At 65.0% G+C, this 16,639-nt stretch carries 17 protein-coding genes and 1 pseudogene; 3 read left to right on the forward strand and 15 right to left on the reverse strand.

Going from position 1 to position 16,639, the window contains the following annotated elements; all coding sequences use genetic code 11:
* Nucleotides 1-2: 2 nt before the first annotated feature.
* On the reverse strand, nucleotides 3-902 hold the full coding sequence (locus AO684_RS11520; RefSeq protein ID WP_161806012.1) for a LysR family transcriptional regulator: 900 nt from the start codon (nucleotides 900-902) through the stop codon (nucleotides 3-5).
* A gap of 137 nt (nucleotides 903-1,039) precedes the next feature.
* Here AO684_RS11520 and AO684_RS11525 point away from each other — a divergent pair, with 137 nt between their 5' ends.
* The 3 genes from AO684_RS11525 (at nucleotide 1,040) to AO684_RS11535 (ending at nucleotide 5,116) form a co-directional block, all read left to right on the forward strand.
* On the forward strand, nucleotides 1,040-2,422 hold the full coding sequence (locus AO684_RS11525; protein ID WP_054302893.1) for an aspartate ammonia-lyase: 1,383 nt from the start codon (nucleotides 1,040-1,042) through the stop codon (nucleotides 2,420-2,422).
* A gap of 96 nt (nucleotides 2,423-2,518) precedes the next feature.
* A complete protein-coding gene (locus AO684_RS11530; protein WP_054302894.1) occupies nucleotides 2,519-3,460 on the forward strand; it encodes a GAF domain-containing protein in 942 nt (313 codons plus the stop codon).
* 135 nt (nucleotides 3,461-3,595) lie between these two features.
* Nucleotides 3,596-5,116: an aldehyde dehydrogenase family protein gene (locus AO684_RS11535; RefSeq protein WP_054302895.1), complete on the forward strand. Its 1,521-nt coding sequence runs from the start codon at nucleotides 3,596-3,598 to the stop codon at nucleotides 5,114-5,116.
* A gap of 212 nt (nucleotides 5,117-5,328) precedes the next feature.
* Here the strand turns inward: AO684_RS11535 and pqqE are convergent, their stop codons facing one another.
* From pqqE to AO684_RS11600, 14 genes and pseudogenes are all read right to left on the reverse strand, one after another.
* Nucleotides 5,329-6,414 (reverse strand): pyrroloquinoline quinone biosynthesis protein PqqE, encoded by a 1,086-nt coding sequence (gene pqqE / locus AO684_RS11540; protein WP_054302896.1) that lies wholly within the window; start codon nucleotides 6,412-6,414, stop codon nucleotides 5,329-5,331.
* Nucleotides 6,411-6,686: a pyrroloquinoline quinone biosynthesis peptide chaperone PqqD gene (gene pqqD / locus AO684_RS11545; RefSeq protein WP_054302897.1), complete on the reverse strand. Its 276-nt coding sequence runs from the start codon at nucleotides 6,684-6,686 to the stop codon at nucleotides 6,411-6,413. The genes pqqE and pqqD overlap by 4 nt, the downstream gene beginning before the upstream one ends.
* On the reverse strand, nucleotides 6,683-7,426 hold the full coding sequence (gene pqqC / locus AO684_RS11550; RefSeq protein WP_054302898.1) for a pyrroloquinoline-quinone synthase PqqC: 744 nt from the start codon (nucleotides 7,424-7,426) through the stop codon (nucleotides 6,683-6,685). Before pqqC ends, pqqD begins: the two co-directional genes overlap by 4 nt.
* Nucleotides 7,423-8,310 carry a pyrroloquinoline quinone biosynthesis protein PqqB gene (gene pqqB, locus AO684_RS11555; protein ID WP_054302899.1) on the reverse strand — a complete coding sequence of 296 codons (888 nt, stop codon included), beginning with the start codon at nucleotides 8,308-8,310 and terminating at the stop codon, nucleotides 7,423-7,425. Before pqqB ends, pqqC begins: the two co-directional genes overlap by 4 nt.
* A gap of 7 nt (nucleotides 8,311-8,317) precedes the next feature.
* Nucleotides 8,318-8,419, reverse strand: a complete 102-nt coding sequence (pqqA, locus tag AO684_RS11560; protein WP_054302900.1) for a pyrroloquinoline quinone precursor peptide PqqA — start codon at nucleotides 8,417-8,419, stop codon at nucleotides 8,318-8,320.
* A gap of 198 nt (nucleotides 8,420-8,617) precedes the next feature.
* A complete protein-coding gene (locus tag AO684_RS11565) occupies nucleotides 8,618-10,189 on the reverse strand; it encodes a GMC family oxidoreductase (RefSeq protein ID WP_054302901.1) in 1,572 nt (523 codons plus the stop codon).
* A gap of 13 nt (nucleotides 10,190-10,202) precedes the next feature.
* Nucleotides 10,203-10,727 (reverse strand): twin-arginine translocation pathway signal, encoded by a 525-nt coding sequence (locus tag AO684_RS11570; protein WP_054302902.1) that lies wholly within the window; start codon nucleotides 10,725-10,727, stop codon nucleotides 10,203-10,205.
* A 55-nt stretch (nucleotides 10,728-10,782) separates the two neighbouring features.
* Entirely contained in the window at nucleotides 10,783-11,178 is a 396-nt protein-coding gene (locus AO684_RS11575) for a VOC family protein (protein ID WP_054302903.1), read from the reverse strand.
* 21 nt (nucleotides 11,179-11,199) lie between these two features.
* A partial coding sequence (locus AO684_RS22275) for a TOBE domain-containing protein (RefSeq protein WP_235451273.1) occupies nucleotides 11,200-11,537 on the reverse strand: 338 nt, incomplete at its 5' end.
* A gap of 3 nt (nucleotides 11,538-11,540) precedes the next feature.
* Nucleotides 11,541-12,261, reverse strand: a pseudogene (locus tag AO684_RS11580) (ABC transporter ATP-binding protein); the annotation flags it as partial.
* Nucleotides 12,254-13,318 carry an ABC transporter ATP-binding protein gene (locus tag AO684_RS11585; protein ID WP_054302905.1) on the reverse strand — a complete coding sequence of 355 codons (1,065 nt, stop codon included), beginning with the start codon at nucleotides 13,316-13,318 and terminating at the stop codon, nucleotides 12,254-12,256. The gene AO684_RS11585 and the pseudogene AO684_RS11580, both read right to left, overlap by 8 nt.
* Nucleotides 13,318-14,160 (reverse strand): carbohydrate ABC transporter permease, encoded by an 843-nt coding sequence (locus AO684_RS11590; protein WP_054302906.1) that lies wholly within the window; start codon nucleotides 14,158-14,160, stop codon nucleotides 13,318-13,320. Before AO684_RS11590 ends, AO684_RS11585 begins: the two co-directional genes overlap by 1 nt.
* Nucleotides 14,157-15,026 carry a carbohydrate ABC transporter permease gene (locus AO684_RS11595; RefSeq protein WP_054303038.1) on the reverse strand — a complete coding sequence of 290 codons (870 nt, stop codon included), beginning with the start codon at nucleotides 15,024-15,026 and terminating at the stop codon, nucleotides 14,157-14,159. Before AO684_RS11595 ends, AO684_RS11590 begins: the two co-directional genes overlap by 4 nt.
* A 61-nt stretch (nucleotides 15,027-15,087) precedes the next feature.
* Complete coding sequence (locus AO684_RS11600) at nucleotides 15,088-16,620, reverse strand: extracellular solute-binding protein (RefSeq protein ID WP_152968404.1); 1,533 nt, start codon at nucleotides 16,618-16,620, stop codon at nucleotides 15,088-15,090.
* Nucleotides 16,621-16,639: the final 19 nt, after the last annotated feature.

The following is a 16,639-nucleotide window of genomic DNA, read 5'->3' on the forward strand; positions in this document are numbered from 1 at the left end:
CTTCAGCCCGCGTTGCGGCTGACGAGGCGCGACCAGAACCGTTCGACCTGCGGGCTGGTGGCATGGGCGTTGCGATAGGCGGTAATCCCGATCGGCTCGGCCATCTGCGGCATGTCGCGCGACAGATCGGCCAGCGCCCCGCTGGCCAGTTCCGCTGCGACCAGTTTTTCGGGTAGCCAGGCAATACCCAGCCCTTCGACCACGGCAGTTTTCAGCGCGGCGCCGATACTGTCCTCATAAACCGTATCCAGCGACAGCGCGTCGCCGTTGCGGGCGAGGATCGTGCGGGTCAGCCGCCCCAGAAAGCTGCCTGGCCCCGGTGACAGGAAGGGGATGTTTCCCCCGTCCAGCCCATGCAGCGCCTGCCCGGCCATGGCCTTCGACACCGGGATCAGGCGGTCGCGGTCCAGCGGGCAGACCGTCTTGCCCGGCAGGAAGCTGCCGGTGGAAATCGTGTCATGCGAATAGCAGATCAGCACATCGGCAGAACCGGAGGTGACGGCATCCACGCAGCCGGCAAAATTGTCGGCAAAGACCCGGAAGCGTGGCCGCGCACCATGATCGTACAGATTGCGCAGGAAAACGGGCACATAGGCCACGCTCAGCGATTGCAGGCAGGCAATGCGGATACCCGCCCGCGCCTCGCCCGCCCCCGCGAGCTCGGCCCGCGCGGTTTCCCATTCAAAGATCAGGCTTTGCGCCACCGGCAGAAATTTCTCACCCGCCGGGGTCAGCGTGACCGGATGCACGGAACGGTCGAACAGCACCGTTCCCACCGCATATTCCAGCTTCTTGATGCGGCGGGTGAAGGCAGGTTGCGTCACGTTGCGGATTTCCGCCGCGCGCGAGAACACCGAACATTCTGCCAGCGTCACGAAATCCAGCAGCCAGACCAGTTCCATTGCATGCTCCCTGCCCGTTTCGGCATTGATCATACCGAAAAGGCATCATGCAAAAAAGGCATGATAAATGTATCAACGGCATTTCCGCAAAAGACAGCGCCGCGACATCCTTGGCACAGCAACAACGGAGAACTTCCATGCGTGTCGAACGGGATCAGCTTGGCGTCGTCGAAATCGCCGATGATCTGGCCTATGGGGCGCAGACCGCCCGCGCCGTCCTGAACTTTCCGATTTCGCGCAGCCGCCTGAAGGACGAGCCGGAATTCGTGCGTGCCCTCGCCATGGTCAAGCAGGCTGCCGCGCGGGCCAATCTGGAACTGGGGGTCCTGGCACCGGAAAAGGCGCAGGTCATCACTGCCATCACCGACCAGATCATCGCGGGCCAGCACCACGATCATTTCGTGGTTGATCTGATTCAGGGGGGCGCGGGCACCTCGTCGAACATGAACGCGAATGAAGTCATCGCCAATCTGGGCCTGCGGGCGATGGGGCATGGCTTTGGCGAATACCGCTACCTGCATCCGAACGACGATGTGAACCATTCGCAATCCACCAATGACGTCTATCCCACGGCAATCCGGCTGGCGCTGCTGCACCGGGCGCGGGCGCTGACCACCGCGCTGGAGGCGCTTACGCTGGCATTCCGCAACAAGGCGACAGAGTTCGCCGGGATCACCAAGGTTGGCCGTACCCAGTTGCAGGATGCGGTGCCGATGAGCCTTGGCACCGAATTTGCTGCCTTTGCTGCCACGCTGGCCGACAGCGTGCGCCAGATCACCGCCGCAAGCGAAGGGCTGCGCGTGATCAATCTGGGTGGCACAGCCATTGGTGACGGTATTCTGGCACCTGAAGGGTATCGCGCCCGCGCCATTGCCGCGCTGTCGGAAATCTCGGGCTTTGATCTGACCGGCGCAGACGACCTGTTCGCCGCGGGCTACGATCAGGGCGCGCTGGTACAGTTTTCGGCGGCACTGAAATCCGCCGCGCTGCGAATGTCGAAAATCGCCTCGGATCTGCGGCTGCTGTCCAGCGGGCCGCGCGCTGGTCTGGGCGAAATCATCCTGCCGCCGGTACAGGCCGGATCGTCGATCATGCCGGGCAAGGTGAACCCGGTGATCCCCGAGATGGTCAATCAGGTGGCCTGTGCGGTGGTCGGCAATGATGTGACGGTGACGATGGCAGCCGAGGCGGGTGAATTGCAGCTGAACGCGATGGAACCTGTGCTGCTGTGCCGTTTGCTTGAGTCGCTGAGCCTGATGGAAAACGCGGCCAACACCTTCCGCACGCGCTGCGTTGACGGGATCGTGGCGGATGCCGACCGTTGCCGCGCGCTGTTTGAAGGCAGCCTCGCGCTGGCCACCAGGTTGAGCCTTGATCTGGGCTATGACCGCACCAGCGCGCTGGTCTACCGCGCGAAACGCGAGGGGATCGGCCTTGTTCCGGCGCTGGTTACGGAGCCGGATCTGCCAGGGGATCTCGTTGCGAACCTGACCGGCACGGTTCAGCGCAAAAGCGCCTGATCCGGCAAAACTGCGCCTTTGGTCGCGTTGCGGACAGGCGGGATGGGTGCTTCTGTGGGGGAGGGTCGGCAGAGCCGACGTCCCGGAGGACCGCAGATGCAGACACCCCTGTCCCGCCACCTGCAAAGGATCGAGGTGGCGCTTGCCAACGGGCAGGCGGCCCGATCCGCCATCGCGGCCTCCTGGGCGCGGTCGGCGCATCTGCACGGGCTGGACCCGACCCGCCGCCATGCCGTGCCTCGTCTGACACAGGCCGAGCTGGCGGAGGCCCGTGACCGGCTCGGGCCGCTGCCGCTGCTGGCCGCGCCGCATCTGGACCGGCTGTTCCAGATCGTCGGCGGTCTTGGCGCCTGCGTCGTGCTGGCCGATGCCGAAGGCGTGGCGCTGGACCGGCGCGGCAATCCGGGCGATGACCGCGATTTTGCCGACTCCGGTCTCTGGACCGGCGCCAACTGGTCCGAAGCGGAGCTGGGCACCAATGGCATCGGCACCTGTCTGGCCGAGGGGCGGGCAGTGACCATTCACCGTGATCAGCATTTTCTGGCCCATAACACCGGCCTGTCCTGTTCCTCCGCCCCCGTGCATGATGCGCAGGGACGGCTGGTGGCGGTGATCGACGTTTCCACCGCCCGCGCCGACTTGCCCGAGGCGGTGGCCTCGCTGATTGCCCATACCGTTGGCGATACGGCCCGGAAGATGGAGACGGATCTGTTCCGTGATCATTTCCCCCGCGCGCGCATGGTGCTGGTGCCGGGCCTGGATCAGGGGCAGGGGGCGGTGCTGGCAGTAGATGCCGATGATCTGGTGATCGGCGCCACCCGAGCGGCGCGCACCCATCTGGGGCTGAGGGGCGATCTGTCTGCCATGCCGCGCCCGCTGGCTGATCTGGTGCAGCTGGAAGCGCATGAACGGCTGGAAGATGCCGAGCGCGCCGTGCTGATCCGGGCAATGGCGCGTGCCTCGGGCAATGTTTCCGCCGCCGCCCGTGCGCTGGGGCTGAGCCGCGCGACCATGCACCGCAAGCTGGGCCGGACCTGAGATTTCCGCGCCCCGACTGTCTCAAACCTGAGACAGTCGTGCGGCGCGAACCTTCCTGCCCCCGGTGACCGACTCATCCCCAGACCCCATGCTTTCCCCATGGCCGCAAGGAGGCGGCTTCGGAGGAGGAACAGCATGAACCAGATGACACAGGCCGATTTCCGCACGGTCTCGCCCTTCAAATCCCGCTATGACAATTTCATCGGCGGACGTTTCGTGCCCCCGGTGGCGGGGCGCTACATGGACAATATTACCCCGATCACCGGCGCGAAGGTCTGCGAAGTGGCCCGTTCGGATGCCGCCGACGTGAATGCCGCGCTGGACGCCGCCCATGCCGCGAAAGACGCCTGGGGCAAGACCTCGGCGGCGCATCGGTCAAACATCCTGCTGAAGATCGCGGATGTGATGGAAGCCAACCTTGATTTGCTGGCCGCGGCCGAAACCTGGGACAACGGCAAGCCGATCCGCGAGACGACCTTTGCCGACATTCCGCTGTCGATCGACCATTTCCGTTACTTTGCCGGTGTCCTGCGCAGCCAGGAAGGCACCATGTCGGAAATCGACCATGACACCGTGGCCTATCACTTCCACGAGCCGCTGGGCGTCGTCGGTCAGATCATCCCGTGGAACTTCTCGATCCTGATGGCGGCGTGGAAGCTGGCCCCCGCGCTGGCCGCCGGCAACTGCATCGTGATGAAGCCCGCCGAACAGACCCCGGCGGCCATTTTGGTGCTCGCCGAACTGATCGCCGATCTGCTGCCGCCGGGCGTGCTGAACATCGTGAACGGCTATGGTGCCGAAGCGGGCGACGCGCTGGCGCGGTCGAACCGCATCGCCAAGATCGCCTTCACCGGATCGACGGCCACGGGCCGCAAGATCATGGAAGCGGCGACGGTGAACCTGATCCCGGTGACGCTGGAACTGGGCGGCAAGTCGCCCAACATCTTCTTCAGCGATGTGATGGCCGAGGATGATGCCTTCCTTGACAAGGCGGTCGAAGGCTTTGTGCTGTTTGCCTTCAACCAGGGTGAAGTCTGCACCTGCCCATCGCGCGCGCTGATCCAGGAAGACATCTACGAGGAATTCATTGCCCGCTGCATCGCCCGCGTGAAGGCGATCAAGCAGGGCGACCCGCGCGACATGGCCACCATGGTGGGCGCGCAGGCCTCGCGGATGCAGCATGACAAGATCATGTCCTACCTGCAAATCGGCCGTGATGAAGGCGCCGAGGTGCTGGTGGGTGGCGATGCCGCGCGCTTCAACGGCGATCTGGCGGAAGGTTTCTACATCCAGCCGACCATCCTGAAGGGCCACAACAAGATGCGGGTGTTCCAGGAAGAAATCTTTGGCCCCGTCGTCAGCGTGACCACCTTCAGGAACGAGGCTGAGGCGCTGGCCATCGCCAATGACACGATGTACGGCCTCGGCGCCGGTGTGTGGACCCGTGACGGCACCCGCGCCTATCGCTTTGGTCGCGCCATCGAGGCAGGCCGCGTCTGGGTGAACAACTACCACGCCTATCCGGCCCATGCAGCCTTCGGTGGCTACAAGCAGTCGGGCATCGGGCGCGAAACGCACAAGATGATGCTGGACCACTATCAGCAGACCAAGAACATGCTGGTGAGCTACAACCCCAACAAGCTGGGCTTCTTCTGAGGTCTTCATGGCACGCAGGGTTGCCCCGCGTGCCACAGCCATGACGGAAACGGGCGCAGTTGTGCGCCCGTTTTTCATTTGCATGTTTGTGTTCAGTATCGTTCCCGCCTTCCGGGCGTCAGACAGGCCAGCGGCACCGCGCTGCGAGATATTCCTGCGCATTGTTTACAGATGAACGGGGTGAAGCGGATCTGCTCTCGGGCACTGACGCGCTAGCGCCGATAGGTGAAATCGGTGGTTTCCAGTGGCCGGTCATCCGCCTCGGCCAGCAGCCGGTCCACCAGCCCCCGGTGCGGCGAATGGCGGCAGACCGGATCAGCCGCGCGGGCATCTCCTGCCAGCGCCATCGCCTGACAGCGACATCCCCCGAAATCCCGGTCCCGCCGCGCGCAGCCCTGACAGATGTCCGGCAGGTAATCGGTGCCGCGGAAAGCCATGAAAGCGTCACTGCGGTACCAGATATCAGCCAGCGGCAGGTCGGTCACCTTCGGGAAGCTGAGACCCGGAATCGTCTGCGCCGCATGGCAGGGCAGCACCGTCCCGTCGGGCGCGATGTTCAGACCCGTAGACCCCCAGCCGCCCATGCAGGCCTTGGGATAATCGGCATAGTAATCGGGCGGCACGAAGTCGATCTGCATGCGGCCCTTGTAGCTGTCGCGCGCGGCCTCCACCGTGGCCTTGGCGGCCGCGACCTGCGCGCGGCTGGGTTGCAGGGCGGCGCGGTTCTTCAGCGCCCAGCCATAGAACTGCACACAGGCGACTTCGATCCGCCGGGCGCCAAGCTCGGCCGCCAGTGCAATCGCCTGCGGCAACTGGTCCAGATTGTGCCGGTGCATCACCGCATTCACCGTCAGCGGCAGGCCGCGCCGGGCGATGCTGTGCGCCACCGCCATCTTGCGGTCAAATCCGCCTGTGTAGCCGCCGATCCGGTCCGCCACCGCCGCACTCACCCCTTGCAGCGACAGTTGCACATGATCGAGGCCGCGCGCCTCCAGCGCATCCAGCCGCGCCTCGGTCAGCCCGATGCCAGAGGTGATGAGGTTGACGTAAAGACCCGCGTCACGCGCCGCGCCAACGAGATCAGCCAGATCGCGGCGCGCGGCGGGTTCGCCCCCGGAAAGGTGCAGTTGCAACACGCCAAGGTCCGCAGCCTGACGAAAGATACCGGCCCAGGTTTCCGTTGGCAGCTCGCCATCGGATTTCAGCAATTCCAGAGGGTTGGAGCAATAAGGGCAGGCGAGCGGGCAGCGATGCGTCAACTCGGCCAGCATGGAGATCGGCGGGGGAATGGCGCTCATGGCAGCAGATCCACCAGCCGCCGGTCGCGCAGATCGCTCAGGAACTCATGCACATCCCCGGCAATCTCGGCCTGGGGCGCGGCAAAGCGCGCAGCCAGACGGGTGACGATCTGGCTTTCGCGGCTGCGGTTGTCGACTTCGGTCAGGATGGCATGGGCAATGTCATCCAGCATCAGCGCCCGTTCCGGCCCCAGAAGGACGGGCCGTCCCCGCACGCGGTCGTCATGCAGCCGAACCCCGCGCGGCAGCAGTACCAGCGGGTCGGCGCTCATCGCAACTGTCCCTCACCGGGGCGCCAGGCGCCGGGCGGGATGCTGCCCTCGACATAGCCATGCCAAAGCGCATCAAGCTGTGCCCAAAGCACCTCGGTCTTGAAGGTCAGTGCGGCGGCGGCAGCCTCCTGATCGGCGCGGCTGGTGGCGTGATCCAGAACCCAGCGCAGGGTGAAGGCCACGTCCTTCGGCGCCTCGGTCAGACGGTGGCGGAAATAGGCGGTGGTTTCGGGATTGGCGAAGGGGTAATGCGCAAGCAACCCTTCGATCCGCTGGCCGTGGATGGCAGGCGCGAACAGTTCCGTCAGTGACGAGGCCATGGCCGCGATCAGCGGCTCGTCCCGCACGAAACGCACATAGGCATCCACCGCGAAGCGCGTGGCGGGCATCACGCCGCGCCCCGAGGCGACGTAATCAGGGTCCAGCCCCACCCCCTCGGCCAGTTTCAGCCAGCGCCGGATGCCGCCGCCCTCAGCTTCGCCACCATCGTGATCCTCGATCCGGCTGCGCCAGATGCGGCGCAACTGCGGGTCGGTGCAGCGCGACATGAAGGCCGCGTCTTTCATCGGAATGCGCGACTGGTAATACCAGCGGTTGATGACCCAGGCCTGCACCTCGTCCATCGTGCATTGGCCGCCATGCAGGCGATGATGGAACGGGTGGCGGTCGTGATAGCGTTCGGCGCCGATCTGGCGCAGACGGGCTTCGAAGGCCTGCGGGTTCGGGCTCTGGTCGGTCATGGGCGGATCTCCTCCTGATCCTGAACGATCTCCCACCCGGCGGCACGCAGGGCGGTGCGTTCGGCACTGGCGGGGTCGAGCGCGGGATTGGTGTTGTTCACATGAATGTAGCGGCGCAGCGCCCGCAGCCCGGCTAGCCGTGCCAGACTGCCCGAGGGGCCGGACATTGCGATATGGCCCATCCGCGCGCCGGTTTTGGCGCCGGTGCCGCTGGCAGGCATTTCGTCGTCGCACCAGACGGTGCCGTCGAAGAACAGCAGATCGGCGTCGGCCAGCCGTGCGACCAGATCGTCGGTCACTTCGGCGCAGCCGGGGATGTAGTGAAACACGCGGTCTTTGGCTTCGATCCGCAGGCCGATGGTCTGTTCGCCCAGCATCCGGGTATTGGGCGCAGCCCCCTCCAGATATAACGCGACCTTGCCGGGCACAGGATAGGCGGTGACCTGCAGGCCGGGCAGGGGCTCGAATGGCTGATGCAGTGCGATGGTGCGCGGGATCACCAGCGTTGGGTCCAGCACGCCAAAGATAGGGTTCGCCGCCAGATCGGCGCGGGTACCCGATGTGGCCCAGAGGTCAAACCCGGTCTTTTCGCGCAGTGTCAGCAGACCCGCCACATGATCCACATCGGCATTGGTTACGATGACCGCCGCGATGGGTGTGTCGCGCAACCCGCGCGGATGCAGCGGCGGCGCGGCAGCCAGTTGCGCGCGCAGGTCGGGCGAGGCATTCAGGACGATCCAGCGGTCGCCGTCCGGGGAAACGGCGACCGAGGACTGCGTCATTTCCGGGATCGCGCCCGCCCGGGCAAGGGCACAGTTGCGGCAGCCGCAGTTCCATTGCGGCAGCCCGCCACCAGCCCCCGCGCCGAGCGTCCGGACGATCATCGCCGGGTCAGATCACGTCGTCGGAACGACGGTCATCCTCGGCGGGACCGTACATGTTGATCTCCATGCCGCAGGCAACTTCCTTCAGGGTCGGTTTCTTCCAGGCCATGTCATCCTCCTCTGTGCCGATGGCTGACCAAGGCTAGCAGAGTGCCCGAACCGTGCCATTCCACTTTGGTCTTGGATCGGCTGACAGGTGCCCGGTGCCGGGGCGGCATGGCAAGGCAAGCCGGCACCCCAAAGGGTGAACCGGCTTGCCCGCGCCCCTTCCGCCACTGGACAGGCGGAAGAGGATGGCTGTGCTGACCTACAGGTTCTGCCGCGACAGTTCCGCCGCAATGTGGTCTGCCTGCCGGATCGCGAGGGCGACAATGGTCAGCGTCGGGTTTTCCGCCGCGCCGGTGGTGAACTGGCTGCCATCCGAGATGAACAGGTTCGCGATGTCATGGGTCTGGCCATGACGGTTCACCACACCGTCGCGCGCATGTTCCGACATCCGGTTGGTGCCAAGGTTATGCGTGGACGGATAGGGCGGTGTCGGGAAGGTGCGGGTGGCGCCGGCGGCACGATAGATCGCCTCGCCCTGCCGGTAGGCATGACTGCGCATCGCGATGTCATTCGGGTGATCATCGAAATGCACATTGGGTGCGGGCAGACCATATTGGTCCTTCACCGTCGAGGACAGCGTGATGCGATTGGTTTCCTGCGGCATGTCCTCGCCGACAATCCACATTCCCGCCATCCGTTCGTAATCATCCATGGCCGAGGTGAAGCCACGCCCCCAGCCGCCGGGATCGAGGAAGGCCGCCATGAAGGGCAGGCCAAGCGACAGGGTTTCCAGTTCGTAGCCGCCGACGAAACCGCGCGACGGGTCGAACCGGGCCTCGTCCTGCACGATCCCCGCCATGGTCGTGCCACGCCACATCCGCACCGGCTTTTCGAACACGCCATAGACCGATCCGGTGACATGGCGCATGTAGTTGCGCCCGACCTGACCCGAGGAATTGGCCAGACCATCCGGGAACATCTCGGAGGCGGAGTTCAGCAGCAGACGCGGGCTTTCGATGGAATTGCCCGCAACGCAGACCACGCGCGCCTTCTGGAAATGCTGGTTGCCCTCCTTGTCGGCATAAAGCGCGCCGGTGACGCGGCCGTTTTCATCATGTTCGATGCGCAGCACCTGCGCATTGGACCGCACCTCTAGATTGCCGGTGGCCTCGCCCTTCGGGATATCGGTATAGGCGGCCGACCATTTCGCGCCCCATTTGCAGCCCTGGAAGCAGAAGCCGGTCTGCTGGCAGGCCGGGCGGTCATCATTCTCGATCGAGTTGATGGCCATGCGCCCGGTGGAGACCTCTTTGTAACCCAGGGCAAGCGCGCCCTTTTCCAGCACCTTGTAATTGTTGTTGCCGGGCAGGCCGGGGAAATTGCCGGTGCGGGTCACGCCCAGCTTGGCCTCGGCTTTTTCATACCAGGGCGCCATTTCCTCGGCGTCGATCGGCCAGTCCAGCAGATTGGCGCCCGCGACATGGCCATAGGTGGTGCGGGCCTTCCATTCATGCGGACGAAACCGCAGCGAGGCCCCGGCCCAGTGGATCGTGGTGCCACCGACAGCCTTGACGATCCAGGCGGGCAGGCCCGAGAAATCCTGTGCCACGCGCCAGTCACCCGAAGTGGTCCGCGCATCGAGCCATGACAGCTGGCCGAAAGCATCCCATTCGTCATTGATGTAATCCTCGGGCAGATAGCGCCCGCCCGCTTCCAGCGCCACCACCTTGACGCCCTTTTGCGCCAGTTCGTTGGCCAGCACCCCGCCGCCTGCGCCGGTGCCGATGATCAGGACGACCGAGTCGTCATTCAGGTCGAATTTCGCAACCATGGTCCTGTTCTCCTTACAGCCAGTCGATGTCGTCGAAGCCACGGTCGATGTAGCCGCCCTGGCTGAAGGACTCGCCTTCATAGCCGAACAGCGGCCACAGCTCTTTCTGGTTGTAGAGCCCGGTCACCAGCCCACCCCGGATCTTCTGGAAGAAGGCGGATTTCTCCATCCCGCGCAGCAGGGCCACGCGGTCATCCTCCCATGCGGCATCCAGATAGCTGGCATGGCCCGCCCCCTGTGCTGCGGCATTCAGCGCGGCGATGCCCGCCTCGATCTCGGCCGCGGTTTCGGCGGTGTCATAGCCTTTCACCGCCGTGACATAGAAAGCATCGCCGATGTGATCATGCGGATAGATGTCGCGCGCCATGCGGATCAGCGTGGCAAGCGTTTCGGGCTTCAGTGCCGCCGCCTCATAAGCCCAGGCCGCATTCGGCGCGGCAACGAAGCCGGCGCCGACGATCAGCGTAGTGCCCGCCGCAAAGCTGCGCGCAATCAGCTGGCGGCGGGTCATCCCGCGCCAGTTCGGTTTGGTGGTCATGGTGTCCTCCTTGCTGTTGGCTGAGTGCCCCGCCGCTCCTCCCGGCGGGGTTGGGTCAAAGGTAGCGACCGCCCCGTTCCAGCACCTCGATCTGGTAGCCGTCGGGATCGGCGATGAAGAAGAACCGCGCGATCACCTCGCCGCCTGGGGCGAAGTCGACGATCTTGCGCGGGGCATGTCCAAGGGCGGTCAGGCGGCTGTGTTCTGCAGCCACATCGGGCACCGACACCGCCAGATGGCCGTAGCCGTCGCCAAGGTCATAGGGTTGGGTCCGGCCCTTGTTGATGGTCAGCTCCAGTTCGAAGCTGCTTTCGGCATTCGAAAGGTAGACCAGCGTGAATGTGTCGAAATCCAGCCGGGCGGCGGGTTTCAGGCCAAAGGCCTCGTCGTAGAACTTCAGCGTGCGTTCCTCGTCAAGAACGCGGATCATGCTGTGGATGGCCTTGGCCATGGGATGCTCCTTTCCGGTAAATCAGGCGACTAGGCGCCCGTTGCGATAAAGCCGCAGCGCGGTGTCGCGCAGGGTGAAGGCGGCGGTGTCACCGGGGGCGAGCCCCAGCCCGGCCGGTGCCCGCAGCCGCACCTCGCCCGCCGGGTGGGAGAGGGCCACGATCTCGTCCAGCCCCTCGAACCACAGCCGCGCCACGCGGCCCTGCATGGTGCCGCTTGCGCCCGAAAGCCGCGCGTGCTCCGGCCGGAAACCCAGCACGAGGCAATCTGTGGGCAGCCCGTCCGGCAGCGGCAGCGACAAGCCGGTGCCCGGCACGACGGCACGCCCCGCGACGGCCAGCGCGGGCAGGAAATTCATGGNNNCGGGCGAGCCGATGAAATGGCCGACATGCGTGGTGGCCGGTCGTTCGAACAGATCGCGCGGGCGGCCTGCCTGCACCACCTCGCCATGGTTCATCACCATCACCTCTTCGGCAAAGGTCATCGCCTCGGTCTGGTCATGCGTGACCAGAACCATGGTCACCCGGAATTCGGCGTTGATTTCCTTGAGGATGCGGCGCAGCTCGAATTTCATCTGCGGATCGATGACGGTCAGCGGCTCGTCCAGCAGGATTGCGGCCACATCCTCGCGTACAAGCCCACGGCCCAGCGAAACGAGTTGTTTCTGATCGGCCGTCAGGGCATTGGCGGGCCGTTTCAACAGTGGTGTGAGGCCAAGCCGTTCGGCAATTGCCTCCACCCGTTGGCGGATACGCGGGGTCGGGACGCCCCGGCAGACCAGCGGGAAGGCAAGGTTCTGCCCCACCGTCATCGAGCGATAGATGACCGGCACCTGAAAGACCTGCGCGATATTGCGCTGGCCTGTGCCCAGACGGGTGACATCCTGCCCGTCGAACAGCACCCGCCCTTCCGAGGGATGCAGCAGGCCCGAGATGATATTGAGCATGGTGGATTTACCGCAGCCCGACGGCCCGAGCAGCGCATAGGTGCCCCCGTCGCGCCAGGTCATGTCCAGCGGTTTCAGCGCATGAGGCGCACCGGGGGCATAGGCATGGGCAAGCTCTTGCAACCGGATCTCAGCCATGGCTGGCTCCTTTCGGGATCAGGGCGCCATCGGCACCGAAGACCAGCGCCTTCCCCAGATCGAGCATCAGGCCCAGTTCGGACCCCAGCCGGTGATCGGTCACCGCCCGCTCCAGCATCACAAGGGGCTGCGCCCCCGCCATCAGATGCGTGACGGTTTCCGAGCCGGAAACCTCGGTCAGGGCGACGCGCGCGGGAAGGTGGCCGCCGCTGCGGATATCCGCGGCCCGCAGGCCCAGCGTGTAACGCCCCGGCGGCAAGGCGCGGCCTGTTGCCCCGGGGGATTGCGGCCCCAGATGATCCAGCACAAGGCCGCTTTGGGTGATTTCGGCTGCCAGCAGGTTGATCGGCGGGTCATTGACCACCCGCGCCGCCTCTAGCGTGGCCGGGGCACCAAAGACGGCACGAGGCGGCCCGGCTTGCAGAACCCTCCCCTCGGCCATCAGCACGGTGCAATCGCCCATCTGAAGTGCCTCGCGCGGGTCGGTGGTGGCATAAAGCACCACGGTGTCGCTCTGGCTGCGCAAAAGCTCTGCCAGCTCCTCGCGAAGCCCTTCGCGCAGCTTGTAATCCAGATTGACGAAAGGCTCGTCCAGCAACAGCACCGGCGCGCGCTTGACCAGTGCGCGGGCAATGGCCACACGCTGCTGTTGTCCGCCCGAAAGCGCCGCCGGACGCCGCCCGGTCATCTGCGCCAGACCGACGCGCCCCAGCATTGCAGCCGCGGCCTCGCGGGCGGCCTCGCGCGGTTCACCGCGCCGGATCAGCGGAAAGGCCACGTTGTCCAGCACGCTCAGATGCGGGTAGTTGATGAATTGCTGGGTGACCATGGCCACCGGGCGCCGCCAGGGTGGCAGGCGTGACCAGTCGTTACCCGCCAGTGAAATCTGGCCCGATTGCGGCTGCACCAGCCCGGCCACCGCGCGCAGAAGCGTGGTCTTGCCCGCCCCGGTGCGGCCCAGCAGGGTGGTCATCCGCCCCGGCTCAGCCTCGACACTGACCGCCGCCAGATGCGGCACGCCACCTTCGGTCAGGGAAAGATCGCGCAGCACCAGCATCAGCGCACCGCCCCGGCGAGACCGCCGCGCGACAGGAAGCGCTCGACCACGAAGGCCAGCACCGCCAGCGGCGCGACCGAGACGATGGCCGCTGCCGACAGCGCCCACCATGGCGTCACCGACGAGTTCAGCGCCACGATGGAGACCGGCAGAAGCTGCGTCTTTGTGAAGGTCAGCGTGAAAGCGAAGAAAAAGTCGTTCCAGCCGAAGATCAGGCAGAACATCCCCGCCACCACGAGGCCCGGCATCACATTGGGCAGGATGACACGGAGGAAGGTGGTGACCGGGGGGCAGCCGTCCATCCAGGCCATCTCGTCCAGACCACGCGGAATGGTGTTGAAGAAATCCACCATCACCCAGACCGCAATCGGCATCAGCAGCGCGACATAGACCAGGATCAGCCCCGGCAGGCTGTCGAGCAGCCCCAGCCAGCGCAGCATCAGGAAGAACGGGATCGCCAGCACAATGGGCGGCATGATGCGCTGGCTGATGAAGAAGAAGGTGATGTCGCCATTGCGGATCGGCCCGGCGCGAAAGCTGAACCGTGACAGGCCATAGGCGGCCAGCGTGCCAAGGATCAGCGCGATGGCCGATCCGCTCAGCGTCACGACCAGCGAGTTCAGATAGGGTCTGACGATATTGACCCCGCCTGCGCCGCCGAACAGCGACTGCCAGCCACCCAGCGAGGGCTGGTATTGCAGCCATGGCAGCCATGTGGCGCCGCCGGTCACGCCATTGGCGGTCTTGAAGCTGGTGGTCAGCATCCAGAGGAAGGGGAAGATCACGAAACCGGACCAGAGCGTGACGGCCAGATATTTCAGGGCGAGGTAAAGCGTTCTCATGCCCGCGCCTCCCGCACCATCAGGCGGATCAGGGCCTTGGCGATCAGGGTCAGCGCCACGGCCATGATGACCAGATAGGTCAGCGACAGCGCGGCAGCGTAGCCGATCTGGAAATCGCGCATGCCCCGGATGTAGATGTAATAGCTGACCGTTTCGGTCGCGGTGCCCGGCCCGCCCGAGGTCAGCACGTAAACGGTTTCCATGATCTTTGACGCCTCGATGGCGCGGATCAGGATGGCACCGACCGAGATCGCGCCCATCATCGGGAAGGTCACCGACAGGAAGGTCCGCACCGGCCCCGCACCGTCGATCCTGGCGGCCAGGAACGGCTCGGACGGCAGCGACAGCAGCCCCGCCAGCAGCAACAGGAACATGAAAGGCGTCCATTGCCAGATCTCGACGATCATCACTGCGGCGAAGGCATGGGTGGCCTGTGACAGCCAGGGCTGGGCGCCGATGCCAAGGGCTTCGAGGATCGGGTTCAGCGGACCGAGGCTTTCGTGAAAGATCGTGCGCCAGATCACCGACATGACCACCGGGGTTGTCATCATCGGCCCCAGAAACAGCACACGCAGGAAGCGCCGCGCGGCAATGTCGCGCCAGACCAGCAGCGCCAGCGCGAACCCCAGCACATATTGGATCAGCACCGTTGACAGGCTGAGCAGAGAGAGGCGCCAGAGTGCCTCCCAATAGCGGCTGTCGTCCCAGAGCCGGGCATACATCGCGCTGCCCGCATTGTTCAGGCCGGGATTGTAGACATCCCATGACGAAAAGCTGACGCGGATGGTGAAGATCAGCGGGAACAGGATCACCGCAACCAGCACCAGAAGGCCGGGCAGCAGGAAGATGTATTTCTGGCGGTACATGGCGGTCTCGGGCATGGACGGGCGGGCGGAGGGCCGGGTCTGGCCCTCCGTGCGAATGTGCTCAGCGGTCTTCCAGCGCCACGACGTTGGCATAGGCCTCGCGCACGCGGTCGGCGCCGATCCGGTCGACGATGGCGGTCCATTCGGCGGCCACGCCGTCCAACGCCTCTTGCGGCGACTGTTCGCCCGATTGCGCACGGGCCACCCCTGCGGCAAGTGACGACATGAACTCGCCCACCCCCGGCACGCGCAGGTCAAAAACCTGGTTCGGCGCAGTGTCGATGCCCTTCAGCGTTGCGGTATAGGTTTCCGCCACTGCGGCATCCCAACCCATTTCCGTCTCGTAGAAGGCCGGGTCGAAATGGGTATCGCGATAGGGGTTGATCCCGAAGCGCCCGATCTGAAGATCGGCCAGCGTATTGGCCTCGTTCGCAAAGAAGCACAGATAGTCGAAGGCCATGTCCTGATTGGCACTGTCCTTCGCCACCGCCGAGGTCCAGCCCCAGGTGACATAGGCGACGCGGTTGGGCTCGTCGAATGTATCCCACTGGCCGGTCTTGCGGTTCCACACCTCTTTCGCGCCCGGCAGAATTGCCGCTGCCACCTTGTTGCGGATCGGGCTGTCCTCCTGCATCGCCTGGATGAAGGCATCGTCCCAGCTGTAGGACATCAGCGTCTGCCCGCCGCCGAACGAGAAAATCTCGTCCCCCAGGCCGAAAGAGGTGCCACCGGGCGGCATGGCGGCCTGCGCCGCGACGAACAGTTCCAGCCCGCGCACCCAGCCGGGCGTGTTGACCAGCGGGGTCATGGTTTCCAGATCGAAGAAGAACCCGCCTTTCACATCCGGGTGCTTGGCATAGGGTGCGACCCGGCTGATGAAGGCGGAGAACATCAGGTCATCGCGCTTCGTCACTTCGGCGGTGCCGAAATTCGGCGCGCCGTCGCCGTCCCAATCCATGTTGGTGAAAACCGAGGCGACCTCGTTATAGTCTTCCCAGGTGGCGGGCACGGTCAGTTCGCGCCCGGTCTTTTCCCTGAACAGCGCCTGCATCTCGGGGTTCGAGAATACATCCGAGCGATATTTCAGGTAATGGCGATCGCCATCCATCGTATATTGCAGCATCCGGCCCTGCCAGCCGGCGATGCCGCGATAGGTTTCCGTGACTTCCTTCATCCCCGCGACCTCCTGATAGGCGGCGGGAACCTCGGCCAGATAGGGGTTGAAATCCCCAAGCCAGAGCGAGCCGTAGAACAGCACGTCATAGGCGGCCTGTCCGGTCTGGAACGGGATCATGATGCGCTGGAACAGATCGCCGAAGGGCACATGCACCACATTGACCGTGGCGCCGGTGAGGTCCTGAAACTGTTGGGCATGCAGGGCGGTCGGCTCGCCGATCACCGGGATCGCATGGGTGATGATGTTCAGCGTGCGGCCCGTGTAGTCCTTGGCGTCGATCGCCTCGAAGCTGCACATGCCCGGCACATCGGCTTTGATGCCGTATTGGCTGTAGTCCTCGGCCGTGGCCATGCCGGTCGCAAGGCCAAGTGCCGCGGATGCGTAAAGCGTGCGCTTCAGCGCGGTGGTGGTGTTCATCCCTGTCTTCCCTTGGATG

Source organism: Gemmobacter sp. LW-1 (assembly GCF_001303875.1).
Classification (GTDB): Bacteria; Pseudomonadota; Alphaproteobacteria; order Rhodobacterales; family Rhodobacteraceae; genus Gemmobacter; species Gemmobacter caeni.

Bases quoted from the DNA above. Each gene is read 5' to 3' on its own strand.
- AO684_RS11565 (WP_054302901.1), bottom strand. From the start codon at position 10,189: ATGGTTGCGAAATTCGACCTGAATGACGACTCGGTCGTCCTGATCATC.
- pqqC (WP_054302898.1), bottom strand. From the start codon at position 7,426: ATGACCGACCAGAGCCCGAACCCGCAGGCCTTCGAAGCCCGTCTGCGC.
- AO684_RS11535 (WP_054302895.1), top strand. From the start codon at position 3,596: ATGAACCAGATGACACAGGCCGATTTCCGCACGGTCTCGCCCTTCAAA.
- AO684_RS11525 (WP_054302893.1), top strand. From the start codon at position 1,040: ATGCGTGTCGAACGGGATCAGCTTGGCGTCGTCGAAATCGCCGATGAT.
- AO684_RS11570 (WP_054302902.1), bottom strand. From the start codon at position 10,727: ATGACCACCAAACCGAACTGGCGCGGGATGACCCGCCGCCAGCTGATT.
- pqqE (WP_054302896.1), bottom strand. From the start codon at position 6,414: ATGAGCGCCATTCCCCCGCCGATCTCCATGCTGGCCGAGTTGACGCAT.
- AO684_RS11600 (WP_152968404.1), bottom strand. From the start codon at position 16,620: ATGAACACCACCACCGCGCTGAAGCGCACGCTTTACGCATCCGCGGCA.
- AO684_RS11530 (WP_054302894.1), top strand. From the start codon at position 2,519: ATGCAGACACCCCTGTCCCGCCACCTGCAAAGGATCGAGGTGGCGCTT.
- pqqA (WP_054302900.1), bottom strand. From the start codon at position 8,419: ATGGCCTGGAAGAAACCGACCCTGAAGGAAGTTGCCTGCGGCATGGAG.
- AO684_RS11520 (WP_161806012.1), bottom strand. From the start codon at position 902: ATGGAACTGGTCTGGCTGCTGGATTTCGTGACGCTGGCAGAATGTTCG.
- AO684_RS11595 (WP_054303038.1), bottom strand. From the start codon at position 15,026: ATGTACCGCCAGAAATACATCTTCCTGCTGCCCGGCCTTCTGGTGCTG.
- pqqD (WP_054302897.1), bottom strand. From the start codon at position 6,686: ATGAGCGCCGACCCGCTGGTACTGCTGCCGCGCGGGGTTCGGCTGCAT.
- pqqB (WP_054302899.1), bottom strand. From the start codon at position 8,310: ATGATCGTCCGGACGCTCGGCGCGGGGGCTGGTGGCGGGCTGCCGCAA.
- AO684_RS11575 (WP_054302903.1), bottom strand. From the start codon at position 11,178: ATGGCCAAGGCCATCCACAGCATGATCCGCGTTCTTGACGAGGAACGC.
- AO684_RS11590 (WP_054302906.1), bottom strand. From the start codon at position 14,160: ATGAGAACGCTTTACCTCGCCCTGAAATATCTGGCCGTCACGCTCTGG.
- AO684_RS11585 (WP_054302905.1), bottom strand. From the start codon at position 13,318: ATGCTGGTGCTGCGCGATCTTTCCCTGACCGAAGGTGGCGTGCCGCAT.